The 15,331-nt window shown below is 40.3% G+C and carries 14 protein-coding genes; 9 read left to right on the top strand and 5 right to left on the bottom strand.

From position 1 onward, the window contains the following. The first annotated feature begins 17 nt into the window (after positions 1 to 17). Complete coding sequence (rpoS, locus tag HWV01_RS19910) at positions 18 to 977, top strand: RNA polymerase sigma factor RpoS (RefSeq protein ID WP_211673167.1); 960 nt, start codon at positions 18 to 20, stop codon at positions 975 to 977. Between the two features lie 170 nt (positions 978 to 1,147). Continuing rightward, complete coding sequence (locus HWV01_RS19905) at positions 1,148 to 1,828, top strand: RNA polymerase subunit sigma (protein ID WP_211673166.1); 681 nt, start codon at positions 1,148 to 1,150, stop codon at positions 1,826 to 1,828. Positions 1,829 to 1,837: 9 nt separating this feature from the next. On the opposite strand, the gene mutS is transcribed toward HWV01_RS19905, so the two are convergent. Beyond that, positions 1,838 to 4,408 (bottom strand): DNA mismatch repair protein MutS, encoded by a 2,571-nt coding sequence (gene mutS / locus HWV01_RS19900; RefSeq protein ID WP_211673165.1) that lies wholly within the window; start codon positions 4,406 to 4,408, stop codon positions 1,838 to 1,840. Positions 4,409 to 4,586: 178 nt separating this feature from the next. On the opposite strand from mutS, the gene recA reads away from it, so the two are divergent. Continuing rightward, on the top strand, positions 4,587 to 5,651 hold the full coding sequence (gene recA, locus HWV01_RS19895) for a recombinase RecA (protein WP_211673164.1): 1,065 nt from the start codon (positions 4,587 to 4,589) through the stop codon (positions 5,649 to 5,651). A 110-nt stretch (positions 5,652 to 5,761) separates the two neighbouring features. Here recA and HWV01_RS19890 read toward each other — a convergent pair whose 3' ends face one another. Beyond that, on the bottom strand, positions 5,762 to 6,370 hold the full coding sequence (locus HWV01_RS19890) for a PepSY domain-containing protein (RefSeq protein WP_211673163.1): 609 nt from the start codon (positions 6,368 to 6,370) through the stop codon (positions 5,762 to 5,764). A gap of 213 nt (positions 6,371 to 6,583) precedes the next feature. Continuing rightward, positions 6,584 to 7,888, bottom strand: a complete 1,305-nt coding sequence (traF, locus tag HWV01_RS19885) for a conjugal transfer protein TraF (RefSeq protein WP_211673162.1) — start codon at positions 7,886 to 7,888, stop codon at positions 6,584 to 6,586. Between the two features lie 552 nt (positions 7,889 to 8,440). Between traF and HWV01_RS19880 the strand changes: the two genes are divergently transcribed. Both HWV01_RS19880 and HWV01_RS19875 read left to right on the top strand, forming a co-directional pair. Further along, positions 8,441 to 9,025, top strand: coding sequence for a YjaG family protein (locus tag HWV01_RS19880; RefSeq protein ID WP_211673161.1), 585 nt, complete (start codon positions 8,441 to 8,443; stop codon positions 9,023 to 9,025). 254 nt (positions 9,026 to 9,279) lie between these two features. Beyond that, complete coding sequence (locus tag HWV01_RS19875; protein WP_017221893.1) at positions 9,280 to 9,564, top strand: HU family DNA-binding protein; 285 nt, start codon at positions 9,280 to 9,282, stop codon at positions 9,562 to 9,564. A 97-nt stretch (positions 9,565 to 9,661) separates the two neighbouring features. On the opposite strand, the gene HWV01_RS19870 is transcribed toward HWV01_RS19875, so the two are convergent. After that, positions 9,662 to 10,954: an HlyC/CorC family transporter gene (locus HWV01_RS19870; RefSeq protein ID WP_211673160.1), complete on the bottom strand. Its 1,293-nt coding sequence runs from the start codon at positions 10,952 to 10,954 to the stop codon at positions 9,662 to 9,664. A 66-nt stretch (positions 10,955 to 11,020) separates the two neighbouring features. Then, positions 11,021 to 11,812 (bottom strand): inner membrane protein YpjD, encoded by a 792-nt coding sequence (locus HWV01_RS19865; protein WP_211673159.1) that lies wholly within the window; start codon positions 11,810 to 11,812, stop codon positions 11,021 to 11,023. Between the two features lie 218 nt (positions 11,813 to 12,030). On the opposite strand from HWV01_RS19865, the gene ffh reads away from it, so the two are divergent. The 4 genes from ffh (at position 12,031) to trmD (ending at position 15,302) form a co-directional block, all read left to right on the top strand. Then, positions 12,031 to 13,422: a signal recognition particle protein gene (gene ffh, locus HWV01_RS19860; RefSeq protein ID WP_211673158.1), complete on the top strand. Its 1,392-nt coding sequence runs from the start codon at positions 12,031 to 12,033 to the stop codon at positions 13,420 to 13,422. Positions 13,423 to 13,731: 309 nt separating this feature from the next. Beyond that, complete coding sequence (rpsP, locus tag HWV01_RS19855) at positions 13,732 to 13,980, top strand: 30S ribosomal protein S16 (protein ID WP_006033748.1); 249 nt, start codon at positions 13,732 to 13,734, stop codon at positions 13,978 to 13,980. 23 nt (positions 13,981 to 14,003) lie between these two features. Next, positions 14,004 to 14,531 carry a ribosome maturation factor RimM gene (gene rimM / locus HWV01_RS19850; protein ID WP_211673157.1) on the top strand — a complete coding sequence of 176 codons (528 nt, stop codon included), beginning with the start codon at positions 14,004 to 14,006 and terminating at the stop codon, positions 14,529 to 14,531. Between the two features lie 24 nt (positions 14,532 to 14,555). After that, the gene (trmD, locus tag HWV01_RS19845; protein ID WP_211673156.1) at positions 14,556 to 15,302 is read left to right on the top strand and encodes a tRNA (guanosine(37)-N1)-methyltransferase TrmD; all 747 of its coding nucleotides are present in this window, start codon (positions 14,556 to 14,558) and stop codon (positions 15,300 to 15,302) included. Positions 15,303 to 15,331 lie beyond the last annotated feature (29 nt).

Here is a 15,331-nt window from a genome sequence, read left to right as displayed (position 1 = left end):
TCAGGAGCCTATACCTAATGAGCAAGATAACTGATGCAGATAAGTTAGACGTTAAAGATCATGATGTATCTGAAAACGATAAAAAAGCAAAGCCAGGGATGGATATATTTAACGATGAGCACCTTATCCCTAACGATGCGAAAAGCTTAGATGCAACACAGCTTTATCTTGGGGAAATTGGTTTTTCACCGTTATTGACCGCAGAAGAAGAAGTTTTTTATGCCCGCCGAGCGCTACGCGGTGATGCCAGTTCACGAAAGCGTATGATTGAGAGTAATCTGCGTTTAGTTGTTAAGATTGCGAGGCGTTATAATAACCGTGGTTTAGCTTTACTTGATTTAATTGAGGAGGGTAATCTTGGATTGATCCGCGCGGTCGAAAAATTCGATCCCGAACGGGGCTTTCGTTTCTCTACTTATGCAACATGGTGGATCCGGCAAACGATTGAACGGGCCATCATGAACCAAACCCGCACTATACGTTTACCTATTCATGTAGTTAAAGAACTTAATGTTTATCTTCGTGCAGCACGTGAACTTGCTCATGAGTTAGATCATGAACCGACAGCCGAGGACATTGCGGAAAAGTTAGATAAGCCAGTTGCCGATGTCAGTAAAATGCTGCGTTTAAATGAGCGTATTAGCTCTGTGGATACGCCTATAGGGGGCGATTCAGAGAAAGCGTTATTGGATATTATTTCGGATGAAAAAGGTGATGGTCCTGAGCGCTGCACGCAGAACGACGATATTAAGTTTAGCATTGTGCGTTGGCTTGAAGAGCTAAACCCGAAACAACGCGAAGTATTGGCCAGACGTTTTGGCTTACTCGGCTATGATGCCTCGACACTTGAGGATGTTGGTCGTGAAATTGGCTTAACCCGTGAACGCGTTCGTCAAATTCAAGTGGAAGCATTACGACGTTTACGGGAGTTATTAGCACAGCAAGGACTCTCTGTTGAAGCCTTGTTTAGGTTATAAAGTACTGCTAAATGACCTTATTGAGTTGTTAATAATTAAGCTATTCCCTAGTCTTAGTTATTAACACTTTAATCAACCTTTAGTCTTATTTTATTAAAATCAGTCATCCTCTTTATTTTTTTCTAGTATCTTGATAACCCTCTGAAAACAAAGATTGTTTAAGGACGGTTATGTTATCTACTCATTGTTTCATTAAGTCATTTTTGACAGTTAGTTTTGTTTTATTTGTCACGTCTTGTTCAACACCGCGATTATTTATTAATAGTGATCTTCCAGCCATTGAGAATGATGCTAAATTGATTGTATTGCCAACAGACATACACGGATTATCGGGCTCAAGGTCAGATAAAGAAACGATTTTTTATGAGTCGTTTAAAACGGCATTTGGTCAACAAGCAATGGAGACTCCACAGCTTACAGCACGCTTAAAAGCGAAGGGCTATGCAGATATATCCTGGAAAATGAGTCATGCTATGTACCGCGTTGTTACCAAGAGTGACGGCTTTAGTTATACCGATGCGTATTACTCAGCGCTTAATAATGGTGAAACTAGAAGTAAATTCAGAACACTTGATAATGAACTATATTATTTGAGTCTATGGTTAAAGCATGCCTATCAACTATCCGCGGTGCCGGAATATATTGCTGTTGCGCATATCGATAGTATGGGGGTGTCACAAGCGAAGAATTCGATCAAATATCGGGTGATTGCGGGGATGTATTCTACCCAACGACAGGCGTTAGTGCGGGTGGTTACTTATGTAACAGAAAGCCCAAATAATCATATCGCCATTTTTCATGACTTAGATAATCTGGGCTTTTTGATTTATCGCGAACTATTTAATATTTGAATGTAGCAATTAGAGTTGTTCTTTTAATCGGTATAACACATCCAGCGCTTCACGTGGCGTCATATTATCGATATTTAACGCATCGAGATCGTCGATTACTGGATGAGAAACGGGTGTTGCTGGCTCAACGTGTGGGCGTTCACCTGTTATAACGGCTTGGTGCGAGTTTAATTCTAACTCATGTAACTTGACTTTAGCCGCATGAATAACCGTTTTTGGTACGCCTGCTAATGCCGCAACTTGCAAGCCATAACTGCGATCTGCGGCGCCGTCTTGCACTGCATGCATAAATACGATCGAGTCACCGTGCTCAACCGCATCGAGATGCACATTGACTAAACTTGGGTGCTGTTCTGCTAACGTGGTTAGCTCAAAGTAGTGCGTTGCAAAGAGAGTATAAGCCTGGATCTTATTCGTTAGGTATTCTGCACATGCCCATGCTAATGATAAACCATCGTAAGTGCTGGTGCCGCGACCAATCTCGTCCATCAATACCAAACTATTTGCCGTCGCATTGTGCAAGATATTCGCTGTCTCGGTCATTTCTACCATGAAGGTCGAACGACCTGACGCGAGATCATCTGATGCACCAATACGCGTAAAAATACGGTCGATTAATGACGTTGTAACTTGCTCGGCGGGTACGAAACTACCAATGTGTGCCATTAGAGTGATCAAGGCCGTTTGACGCATGTAGGTCGATTTACCACCCATATTAGGTCCGGTAATGATCAACATACGACGTTCAGGATTAAGCTGAACAGGATTGGCAATGAAGGGGTCCGTCATCACTTGCTCTACTACAGGATGACGCCCATTAGTAATGTCGATACCCGGTTGGACACTAATTGTTGGTCGGCAATAATGCAAGGTTTCTGCGCGTTCAGCAAAGTTACACAATACATCAAGTTCAGATAATGCCGCAGCGCTGTCTTGCAGTGCGGGAATATACGGTAACAACTTATCTAATAGTTGCTCATAGAGTTGTTTCTCTAGCGCCAGTGACTTACCTTGGCTACTGAGAACTTTATCTTCGTGTTCTTTCAGTTCAGGTATGATGTAACGTTCGGTATTCTTCAGTGTTTGACGTCTGATATACGTTGCTGGTACTTGATCTGATTGAAGACGACTGACTTCGATGAAGTAGCCGTGTACCCGGTTATAACCGACTTTTAAGGTTGGGATACCGGTTTGCTGTTTTTCGCGATCTTCCAATGCTTGTAGATAATCGGTAGCACCTTTACTTAGGGTACGCCATTCATCTAACTCTTGGTTATAACCGGGGGCTATCACGCCACCGTCTCGGATTAATACTGGCGGGTTGTCGATAACGGCGAACGTCAGTAGCTGTTCTAGTTCAGTGAACTCACCAGCTAATTGCTGCAATGAGCTTAAGTGTTCGGTATCGTGTTCTGCTAACAGTGTTTGTAATTCGGGTAACTGCTGGAAAGCATTACGTAAACGCACAAGATCACGAGGACGTGCAGAGCGTAATGACAAGCGTGCAATGATACGTTCAATATCACCAATAGTACGTAGAACTGGCTGGATATCGTTTAATGCACCCACATCAAGTAAGGATTGAATACTCGATTGGCGTTGTTGCAATACCAAGCTGTCACGAATTGGCTGGTGTAACCAACGTTTTAATAGTCGGCTGCCCATTGGTGTTGAAGTATGATCAAGTACTTCTGCAAGGGTATTATCAAAACCACCAGATAGGTTTTGGGTCAGTTCTAGGTTACGGCGAGTTGCTGCATCCATGACGACCATTTGTTCGGTTTGTTCAAGTTTGATCGCGCGAATATGTGGCAGTGCGGTACGTTGGGTTTCTTTCACATACTGCATCAAACACCCTGCAGCACATAACGCCACTGGTGAGTTTTCAACCCCAAAACCAATCAGATCTTTAGTGCCAAACTGTTGGCATAAGACGTTGCGAGCAGTTTGTAAATCAAACTCCCATTCAGGGCGGCGACGTAAGCCTTTAAGTTGGTTGATGTGTTGCATTGATTCAAATGATTCGCAATACAACAGCTCTGCAGGGTCGGTACGTTGCAGTTCTGCCAGTAGTGTTTCTTCTGACGTAAATTGATTGATCAGGAAACGGCCGCTGCCCATATCTAACGTCGCATAACCAAAAGTAATGCCATCATGGAATAATGCTGCTAATAAATTGTCATTTTTCTCGGTGAGTAAGGCTTCGTCACTGACAGTGCCAGGTGTCACAATACGAACCACTTTACGTTCAACAGGGCCTTTGGATGTCGCAGGGTCACCAATTTGTTCACAGATCGCTACCGATTCACCACTACGTACTAGCTTTGCTAAATAACCTTCCAATGAATGGTAAGGGATACCAGCCATTGGGATAGGATTACCATTTGACTTACCACGCTTGGTCAGAGATATACCTAATAATTGCGACGCTTTTTTGGCATCATCATAAAATAACTCATAAAAATCGCCCATGCGATAAAAGAGTAAGATCTCTGGTTGCTCAGCTTTTAACTTAAAGAATTGCTGCATCATAGGGGTGTGATTGGTTAAGTCTTGAGGTGCAAGAAAGTTAGGTTGCATAGCGGCTCGGTTTAAAAATAATAGTTGCAGCTATAATAACAATGCTAAAGCACGGTGGCGACTGTATTTTTTGTACGTAAGTATGAGCCACTAATAATAATTAAAAAAAATATTCGTTTATTACTTGATACTGTATGAACGAACAGTATACTTATGCCTATAAATTAAATACTCGATTATGCCTCAGGGGAATAAAATGGACGCGAATAAAGAAAAAGCCTTAGCTGCAGCACTTGGACAAATTGAAAAACAATTTGGTAAAGGTTCTATCATGAAGCTAGGTGATAACCGTACCATGGACGTAGAAACTGTTTCTACAGGTTCACTTTCTCTTGATATTGCGTTGGGAGCTGGTGGTTTACCGATGGGGCGTATCGTAGAGATTTACGGTCCTGAATCAAGTGGTAAAACGACGTTAACGCTAGAAGTTATCGCGTCAGCACAACGAGAAGGTAAAATCTGTGCCTTTATTGATGCAGAGCATGCACTTGACCCTATTTATGCAGGTAAACTTGGCGTTGATATTAATGAACTATTAGTCTCTCAACCAGATACTGGTGAGCAAGCATTAGAAATATGTGACATGCTCGCACGTTCTGGCGCTGTTGATATTATCGTAGTCGATTCTGTAGCAGCACTAACTCCGAAAGCTGAAATTGAAGGCGATATGGGCGATAGCCACATGGGTCTGCAGGCACGTATGTTATCGCAAGCGATGCGTAAATTAACGGGTAATTTAAAAACGACTAACACCATGTGTATCTTCATTAACCAAATTCGTATGAAGATTGGTGTTATGTTTGGTTCACCTGAAACGACTACAGGCGGTAATGCACTTAAATTCTACGCGTCAGTACGTTTAGATATCCGTCGTATTGGTTCAGTAAAAGATGGCGACGAGATCACGGGTAATGAAACACGTGTTAAAGTTGTGAAAAATAAAATTGCAGCACCATTTAGACAAGCTGAATTCCAAATATTATACGGTAAAGGCTTTAACCGTAATGGTGAGTTAATTGATCTAGGTGTTAAAGAAAAGCTAATCGAAAAAGCAGGCGCTTGGTATTCATACAAGGGTGATAAGATTGGTCAAGGTAAAGCTAAATCAACACAATTCCTTATTGACAACCCAAAGATTGCAGCTGAAATTGACGGTATGATCCGTGCTAATCTACTTGGTAATAAAGATGAAGTTGAAGTTGAAGCTAAGGCTAAGGCTCCTGAAGCTGAAAACGAATTTTAATTCTGATATTAATTAACGTGTAATCTTTGATTTTAGTATTTATTGATTCGCGTTAATTGAACAGATATTAATAGAAATAAAGGCAGGTATGGCTAACATACCTGCCTTTATTATTTTATAGTTATCGATGATTTCTTGATCATGACAATACCAGTTAGCGCCATCAATACCAATAATCCTAAGCCGATATACCCAAACCACTGATCGAACGTTTTGTTGCCTGTCCAGCGTAGGTAATGAATATCATACATAGTGTTAAAAATACGACTGTCCGCACCTTGTTGGTGTAGGCTTAAGCGCGACCAATCAAACATCAGTTTTACGTCGGTATCCGTAACGGCGATACCATCTTTGTAGTTCAAAACCAAACCATAGCGTTGTGGATTATGTTTCACAGCATCTTGTAATAAACTTATTATATTTTTTGCATTTGGTTCTGACAGCACTTGGTTATTTAGTGGATTAATATGCTGCCATTTATTCTCTATTTGAACACGGTAATGACGACCTAAGATTGTTTGGTTTATTGCTACTGCTTGCCACTCTGGTTCAGGAGAAAGTTGTAAAATAGAGGACAACGGATAGCGAGTTATTTGCAATTGTTCGTAGGCATCTTTATAACCGGGCTTAATTAAAAAAAATACGCCAGTGAACGCCCATAGCGTCATCGGTAGAATTAATAAATAGCCAAGGTAACGATGTAGTTGATAAATATTCATTGTCGTCTATCTAAGAAAGTGAATACACGTATTTTACGGTTTAATAATAAAAACACCAGTTCAGGTGAATGTTATAGCGGTATTTTATCATTATACTTGTACTATTATTCATTCCTATTTGATGATGAACTACCGTGTTGATAAATAACAAAAAGCACCTTGTGGAAGGTGCTTTTGACATGTATGAATATAGCGTATTAAAATATCAAAAGCTTAGAATTTAGCCGATACTTGCAATACAAAACCGTCGATACCATAGACGGCATCATCACCCGTCGAACGGGCTGAATTAAGTCCGCTATCGTTAAATTTACCGTCTTGATAGATACCATAAGCACCGTTTTTACTCACTGTGGCAGCTAGGTCAATATGTACTAGAACCATCGGAGAGATACCAAAACCTAAGGTGAATAGGTCTTCACGGATATCATTTAGATCATGGCGAATACCTGCGCGTAATTGTAAGAAATCAAATAGATTAGCTTCAATACCTGCGCGGGCATAACGTGATTCACTGTTGCTTTCAAACCCTATCGCATCATTTAAATCCATTTCTGCTGTCAGTATTGCGTAATCATGGTGTAATGCAAAACCTGCCGTCACGAGAGGTGCTAACGTGAAAACCATTTTCTCATTTGTTTGGTTGATACTTTTGTATGCCGTTGTTTCTACTTTCAGATTTTTCTTAAGCATGTTACGGCCACTGACTGCAACGCGGAAGGTATCATAAAAATCAAAGGCAATACCGGCATCGAGATTGAAATGGCTTTGTTTATCTAACCCGTCAAGAAAGCCATCTTCAAATTCACGTAGGCCGTCGTCATTAATTGAAATATCATAACTATACGTGTCGATACGTTGATATTTTGGTGATATACCAATCGATACTTTGGCGATTTTGGCATCCCAGTTCATTGATAGTGCCAAACCAAGATCAGAAACCGATACTCCTGCCAGATTAACTTTGCTATCAAGGTCATCTAAGGTTTGGTTATTTGCTGAATCAATATCATTTTGACTCACTTTTGCTGTCGCGACACTGGTCATGTAAGAGTTACCAAAAAAGGCCACAGATAATGCACTGCTGGGTAATGCAATCGCGAAACTGGTACCGGCATTAACGCCCATGCGTTGACCATCAAAATTGCCAAGCGCATTGGCATAAGCTGCAGCCGTTATTGGATTTTTGTTATTGTCATAAGCGTCTTGCGCAGTTTTAACATTGTCTAAGGCACCTAAAAACGCATCCGATGTTTCGGTTTGAACACCAAAAGAGGTGGGGGCATAGCGGGTATGACCATCATCACTGTATGGGATTGCAGGCAGAATGAGACCAATATAATCATCTTTGCCTTGACCCAGTAATGCAGGGTTTACAAAGGCTGCAGTAACAAAGTCCGAAGACGCGACACCAGCTCCCCCCATTGCATCATTACGGGCATCAAAATATAGTTGAGAAGCAAAAGTGGTTGGTGCGATAGCGCACGTTAGTGCTGAAATAATAAATATACGTTTCATATCAATCCCTGATTTTTATGCGGTGCTATGTTTGCTATACAAGCGTTTATTAGATAAATAATTAAAGCGAAAATGTGTTGATTAATCCTTTAATCAACGAGCAATATCGCTTGATGTATCGTTAATGATGTTGGTTATTTTCTGGATCAATATTAGCACTGGTTGAGATGAACTTAAGTTTGATGTTAAGTACTAGATTACAAGAATGAATTTGTGATCATGATCTTTTCAGTGTTATTAACGACGATTTAGTTAGATTGGTTTTCTCAGCCTTGTATCTCACTAATATAGCGCGTATAAATAGCTGCACTTATACTGAGATAATCAGTAAAGCAATATAAAAAACTTATCGCGCGGTTTGCTAAAGCGGTAAATGAAGTAGCAAAGCATTAGGTTGTTTTCTCATGCTTTGCTCGGCTAATCGATAGCACCATTGTTTTCATGACTGGAAACGGTAGAAAGATGTAGGTCTTTAGTTAAATATCACCATCAAGTTTGGTTATATTTAGCTATTATAGAAAGAATAAAAACAATAAATAAGAGGCTATTTTTGTGCTTGAAGAAAACTATGAACAGCAATTAACGAAATTATTACCTTGGCAGAAAGTGAGTTTTATTGCGTCACTTGCTGAGCGCAGCTTTCCTAATTACAAATTATTTTCTGAAGCTTGTGAAACCGGAGATGCGAAGCAGTTCCGTTCATCATTAGATCTGTTTTGGGAATCTTTAACGGTTAAAAATAGCAAAATCAATTTTACTATTCAATTTGATCGTTTCGAACCGATTATTCCAAATGTAGACAAATTTGATGTGTATGGTGTTTATCCTGCACTGGATGCGTGTGTGACTTTAAACAGTGCTTTTAATAGTTTAGTCGGCCCTGATCCGGATGTGAACGAAGCTATTAATGCATCGCGAGTATCAATTGGTACTGTTGCAAGCTATTTAGAAGCGTTGGCAGGTGAAGAACTTGACGACGAGGTTATTTTTGCTGAAGAGTTAATGCAAGAAGAGCTTAAATTTCAGCAAGCGGTGTTGGATTTACTCACGGTACAAAAATCACCAGAGAGTATGAAGACGTTACGTCAGTTTGCTAAAAATGATGGGATTTCTAACATTGGTATTACCTTAGATTAATTGATTGAAATTTCATTAAAGAGGCGTCAGAGCTGGTGAGGCGGCGATCGGGAATTAGTTTTAAGGGTAGCCCCTCACCTTTTTTATGGTGTTTTTTTGTACATAGAATGAGATTAGTGTGAGCGCTACCCCATTTGTTGATTATTCTCTCAGCAATTGACTTAATTAAGGCGATAAATCCTTTGCGGTCAACGGTTTTTTTGAATACAGTGTTTAACAGTTTAATGTTATTGAATAGTGGAAAGGACATTCTTATGAATAAAACTCAATTAATCGATGCAGTTGCAGCGAAAGCAGATTTAACTAAAGTACAAGCTAAAGCAGCACTAGAAGAGATCCTAAGTGCGATCACTGATAGCCTTAAAGAAAAAGAAGCTGTACAGCTAATTGGTTTCGGTACTTTTAAAGTAAGCGAACGTTCAGCACGTACTGGTCGTAACCCACAAACGGGTGAAGAAATTCAAATTTCTGCAGCGACAATTCCAGCATTCGTTGCTGGTAAAGCACTGAAAGATGCAGTTAAAAACGCAAACAAATAAGCATTAACTTTTATTAATTTAAAGTTTAATGAAAAAAAGCACCTATGTTAGGTGCTTTTTTATTATCTACAAGTCATGTCCAAGACGAAAATATCCGTTATGGTTTGCTTCTTCGCTTCTTTTTATCCGCTGGTTGGACACGAACACGTTGGATTACATTGTTGTTTATTTCTAATACTTCTAACGGATGGTCTGCAATTTTTAGACTAATATTCGATTCCGGTATCTCTTCTAAATATTCTAAGATTAAGCCGTTTAATGTTTTTGGACCATTGGTTGGAAAGTGCCAGTTCATCTCTTTATTAATATCACGCACGTTTGCCGTACCATCAATGATATAACTGCCGTCAGGTTGCGCCTCAATTTCTTCACTCGCTGAAGGTGCCATGGTAGTGGTAAAGTCACCGACAATCTCTTCTAAGATATCTTCGAGTGTCACCAAACCTTGGATGTCACCGTATTCGTCAACAATTAAACCGATACGCTCTTTTTTACGTTGGAACTTTAATAGTTGCACGTTAAGTGGTGTTGCTTCAGGAATGAAGTACAGCTCTTTTACTGCTCTGAGTAGCGTTGTTTTATCAAACTGTTCTTTCAGTAATAGACGCAATGCATCTCGAGTATGCACAAATCCAACTGCATCATCGATGGTGTCACGGTACAGCAATACCCTCGTATGTGAAATATTACGTAATTGGCGTAATAAAATCTCCCAATCATCATTAATATCAATCGCGATGATCTCGTTACGCGGCACCATAATGTCATCCACAGTGACTTTTTCAAGGTCGAGAATACTGATCAGCATATCTTGGTGACGCTGAGGGATCATTGTACCTGCTTCATGCACAACGGTACGCAATTCTTCGGAGCTCAATGCACCATTATCATTGTGATTGAGATTAACGCGCAATAGTTGCAACAGGCCATTAGAAATGATGTTTACCAGCCATACCAATGGATAAAACAAGGTTAGCATCGGGCGTAATAACAATGAGCTTGGAAATGCGACTTTTTCTGGGTGCAGTGCAGCTAAGGTTTTAGGCGTTACTTCAGCAAAAATAAGGATAACGATTGTTAAGAGACCAGTCGATACGGCTAAACCAAGCGCTTCATTTTGTGCAAATAAACGCATACCAATAATCGTTGCGATGGAAGAGGCCAAGATGTTGACTAGATTGTTACCAATAAGAATAAGACCAATCAAACGATCCGGTCTGTTGAGGAGTTTCTCTACACGTTTCGCACCTGTATGGTTATTTTTAACCAGGTGCTTAAGCCTATAACGATTGAGAGACATCATACCTGTTTCTGAGCTAGAGAAATAAGCTGATATGAGGATTAAAATAGTCAGGAGGCCGAATAAGGTTCCTGTTGATATGTCGTCCAAGTGTTATCCTTTGATTACGCAAGTGTATAGTAATTAATATATGATAGTTTTAAGTATGTTTAAGTATTAATGAAGTAGGATCTCTTTTACAAAGCGAGAACCGAAATAGGCCAAAGAGAGCAATACAGTGCCAAATAATGTACCAAAAGCAATCTTGTTGCTACGCCAGCCTTGTTTAAAGTGACCCCACAGCAATACCGAATAAAATAGCCAAGCTAAAATAGATAAAACAGTTTTATGCGCTTGAGAGTGGGTAAAAGCATCTTCAAAAAAGACAAAGCTTGTCACTATTGCCACGGATAGCAGCACTAAACCGATACTTAATAACCTGATGAGTTGTTTTTCTATGGTCATTAACGATGGCAGTGCTGGGTGCATTGCGGTTGGGCGTTTGTGCTTGAGTTGATAATCTAAGTAAGCCATTTGCAGGGCAAGTAAACTCGCCACAATGAAGGCCGCATAGGCAAATAATATCACGATAATATGGACAACAAGTGGTGTGTTATCACTTAAATTGGAAATGTAAATCGTTGGTAACAAATAGCTTATCGCAATGACAATGATTGAAAAACCATACACGATCGGTAATAAAGGTAATATTTTAAATTTATTGATCGAGAGTGTCATGATCATCGAAATCAGCAAACTGATAAGTGCGGCTACATTGACAATACTCAGGTTAATTCCTGCTGCCGTCACAATATCAAAGCCCATCCAGAATAGATGGCAAAGTGTCGCGCCTGCGCCTAAGGTAAAAATAGTACGTATACTCGCCTGTTGTTTTACAGTTAAGGCTTTAATGCAATGATAAATTGCAGCTATATAGAAAATAATAGCGCCAAGAGCAAACAGTTCCATAGGGCTCACTTTAATGTTGATTTATATGTAATTATGCAGTCCAGTATACGCTTGCTGTACCTATAGAGCTATATTCAAATGCATTATTTGGAAAGGAAAATATTATTTTTTTATAAAACAATACCTAGCCACACCTTGAGAGTGTGATTTTTGCCCTCAAATAAGGTTATAATCATCAGTAATAATTGAATTTAATCTAATCTAAAACGGATAACGTCATGTTTGAGAATTTAACCGATCGCTTATCGGCCACGCTGAAAAACGTCAGCGGCCGTGGTCGTTTGACTGAAGATAACGTCAAAGACACACTACGTGAAGTACGCATGGCGTTACTCGAAGCGGATGTTGCTTTACCTGTCGTACGCGCATTTATTAAAAATGTAAAAGAAAATGCCCTAGGCCAAGATGTATCTAAGAGTCTGAATCCAGGCCAAGCCTTCATTAAGATTGTCCAAGCAGAGCTTGAATCGGCAATGGGTAATGCTAACGAAACATTAAATCTTGCTGCGCAACCGCCAGCAGTATTAATGATGGCTGGTTTACAAGGTGCAGGTAAAACTACCACTGTAGCGAAATTATCACGCTTCTTAAAAGAACGAGAGAAAAAATCAGTATTGGTTGTGAGTGCAGACGTCTACCGTCCAGCGGCAATCAAACAGCTAGAAACATTAGCAGCAGAAGTTGATGTGGAATTTTTCCCAAGTAATATCGAACAAAATCCAGTTGATATTGCGAACGCTGCAATCGAATACGCACGTAAATCATTTATTGATGTTGTGATTGTCGATACTGCGGGTCGTTTACATGTCGATTCTGACATGATGAAAGAGATCCAAGACTTACACGCTGCGATTAATCCAGTTGAAACACTGTTTGTTGTGGATGCGATGACAGGTCAAGATGCGGCAAACACAGCTGCGGCATTTAATGAGAGTTTACCATTAACGGGTATTATCTTAACAAAAGCTGATGGTGATGCACGTGGTGGTGCTGCATTATCGATTCGCCATATTACGGGTAAACCAATTAAGTTTATCGGTATGGGCGAAAAAATTGATGCATTAGAACCTTTCCATCCAGAACGTATTGCATCTCGTATTTTGGGTATGGGTGATGTGCTATCACTTATCGAAGAAGTTGAACGTAAAGTAGATAAAGACAAAGCTGAAAAACTGGCGAAAAAAGTTCAAAAAGGCAAAGGTTTTGACTTAGAGGATTTCCGTGACCAGCTTGTGCAAATGAAGAGCATGGGTGGCATGATGGGCATGATGGATAAGTTGCCTGGCATGAATCAGGTTCCTGATGCTGTCAAAGATCAAATGGATGATAAGTTAACTAATCGTATGGAAGCGATTATTAATTCAATGACACCCGCAGAGCGCAAACGTCCAGAGATCATTAAAGGTTCACGTAAGCGTCGTATCGCGATGGGCTCAGGTACACAGATTCAAGATGTGAATAAGCTGCTTAAACAATTTACGCAAATGCAAAAAATGATGAAAAAAATGTCGGGTAAAGGCGGCATGAAGAAAATGATGGGTAAGATGAAAGGTATGATGCCACCCGGAATGGGCGGTGGTATGGGCGGTGGTAAAGGACCGTTTGGTTAACAACCTCGCGGTTTAATCCCTTCCTTATATATGTATTTTATTCCAAGCCCTGCTTATTAACAGTAGGGCTTTTTTATTTCCGCGGATTCTGGCTAACCTGCTTTTGATCACTGTAATAGCAACATAATGATTGTTTATAGTATAAATAGCGCTAACTAAAGCAGTCATGACTCACAATAAGGTTGCATTTAGTTAAAATAAGAGTAAAATTGCGCGACTTCGAATCGTCTCATTCGTGAGTACTATTTGAACTATGGGGCCTTGTCAGTGCAAGGTCGGAATACACACTTAATTTATAAAGAGGACGATATGGTAACTATTCGTTTATCTCGTGGTGGTTCTAAGAAATCACCTTTCTACACAGTTGTTGTTACAGACAGCCGTAATGCTCGTGATGGTAAATTCATCGAGAAGCTAGGTTTCTTTAATCCAATGGCTGCTGGTCAAGAAGAACGTGTTCGTCTTGACAACGTGAAAATTGAAGCTTGGGTTGCTAAAGGCGCTACAGTTTCTAACACAGTTGCTAAGTTAATCAAAGACGCTGCTAAAGCTGCTTAATTATCTTAAGGTAAGGAGATCTTGTGAGTTCAACTGACAAACCTATGGTAGTTGGTCGTCTTGGTGCTGTTTACGGCATTAAAGGCTGGATGAAAATCAACTCCTTTACCGATATTCCTGAAGGGATTTTTAACTATTCACCTTGGCTCATTGAGCAAAAAGGCGAATGGGTTGAAGTGGCGATTGAAGATTGCAAACGCCATGGCAAAGGTTTAATTGCTAAGTTAGTCGGCATTGATGTTCGTGAAGAAGCGCAGTCCCTTACGGGTGCTGAAATTGCTATTCATGCTGATCAACTTCCAGATTTAGAAGATGAATATTACTGGCGTGACATTATTGGCTGCTCTGTTGAGACAGACAAGGGTTACACGTTAGGTAAAGTCACTGATATGATGGAAACCGGTTCTAACGACGTATTAGTAATTAAAGCGAATGCAACAGATGCCTTCGGAAAAAAAGAACGGTTAATCCCGTATCTTGATGGGCAAGTAATTATCAGTGTTGATATTACAGCTCAAAAAATTATTGTTAATTGGGACCCGAGTTTTTAAGACTCGTTGTCAGCGGAGGCTAGTATGTGGTTAGGGGTTATTAGCCTTTTTCCAGAGATGTTTAATGCCATCACTGAACAAGGAGTTATCGGTCGAGCAATAAAACGCGACTTGCTTAAGTTCCAAACTTGGAACCCTAGAGATTTTGCCCACGATAAACATAAGACGGTCGATGACCGCCCTTATGGTGGTGGCCCTGGCATGTTGATGATGGTTCAACCATTACGAGATGCTATCCATGCAGCAAAACAGGCAGCAGGTGGTGAGGCGAAAGTTATTTATCTTTCACCGCAAGGACGTAAATTGGATCAAGCTGGTGTACTGGAGTTGGCAACAAATGAAAAGATGATTTTTATTTGTGGCCGTTATGAAGGTATTGATGAGCGTATCATCCAATCGGAAGTTGATGAAGAGTGGTCTATCGGTGACTTCGTGTTAACCGGTGGTGAACTTGCAGCAATGACGATGATTGATGCTGTCTCACGCATGATTCCTGGTGTTTTAGGCACTCAGGCATCTGCGGAGCAAGATTCGTTTGCAGATGGTCTTTTAGACTGTCCACATTATACGCGTCCGGAAGTGTTAGATGGTATGGCTGTTCCTAAGGTTCTCCTTAGTGGCAATCATAGTAAAATTAGCCAATATAGACAGAAACAGTCTTTAGCTCGAACGTTAGAACGACGACCTGATTTATTAAGTAACCTAGCTCTGACTGATCTGCAAGAAAAACTTCTTGTTGAGATCGTTCGCGAAAGTCGCGAGTTAAAGTAGAGTTTTTCAGTTTATTCTAGGGTATAGAA

The organism is Moritella sp. 5, assembly GCF_018219455.1.
Classification (GTDB): domain Bacteria; phylum Pseudomonadota; class Gammaproteobacteria; order Enterobacterales; family Moritellaceae; genus Moritella.
Note: the sequence above shows the minus strand (reverse complement) of the source record. Positions and strands in the feature narration are given on the sequence as shown.

What these genes read in the sequence shown, in the direction of transcription:
- rpoS (WP_211673167.1), top strand. Translation starts at nt 18, where the DNA reads ATGAGCAAGATAACTGATGCAGATAAGTTAGACGTTAAAGATCATGAT.
- HWV01_RS19905 (WP_211673166.1), top strand. Translation starts at nt 1,148, where the DNA reads ATGTTATCTACTCATTGTTTCATTAAGTCATTTTTGACAGTTAGTTTT.
- mutS (WP_211673165.1), bottom strand. Translation starts at nt 4,408, where the DNA reads ATGCAACCTAACTTTCTTGCACCTCAAGACTTAACCAATCACACCCCT.
- recA (WP_211673164.1), top strand. Translation starts at nt 4,587, where the DNA reads ATGCCTCAGGGGAATAAAATGGACGCGAATAAAGAAAAAGCCTTAGCT.
- HWV01_RS19890 (WP_211673163.1), bottom strand. Translation starts at nt 6,370, where the DNA reads ATGAATATTTATCAACTACATCGTTACCTTGGCTATTTATTAATTCTA.
- traF (WP_211673162.1), bottom strand. Translation starts at nt 7,888, where the DNA reads ATGAAACGTATATTTATTATTTCAGCACTAACGTGCGCTATCGCACCA.
- HWV01_RS19875 (WP_017221893.1), top strand. Translation starts at nt 9,280, where the DNA reads ATGAATAAAACTCAATTAATCGATGCAGTTGCAGCGAAAGCAGATTTA.
- HWV01_RS19865 (WP_211673159.1), bottom strand. Translation starts at nt 11,812, where the DNA reads ATGGAACTGTTTGCTCTTGGCGCTATTATTTTCTATATAGCTGCAATT.
- ffh (WP_211673158.1), top strand. Translation starts at nt 12,031, where the DNA reads ATGTTTGAGAATTTAACCGATCGCTTATCGGCCACGCTGAAAAACGTC.
- rpsP (WP_006033748.1), top strand. Translation starts at nt 13,732, where the DNA reads ATGGTAACTATTCGTTTATCTCGTGGTGGTTCTAAGAAATCACCTTTC.
- trmD (WP_211673156.1), top strand. Translation starts at nt 14,556, where the DNA reads ATGTGGTTAGGGGTTATTAGCCTTTTTCCAGAGATGTTTAATGCCATC.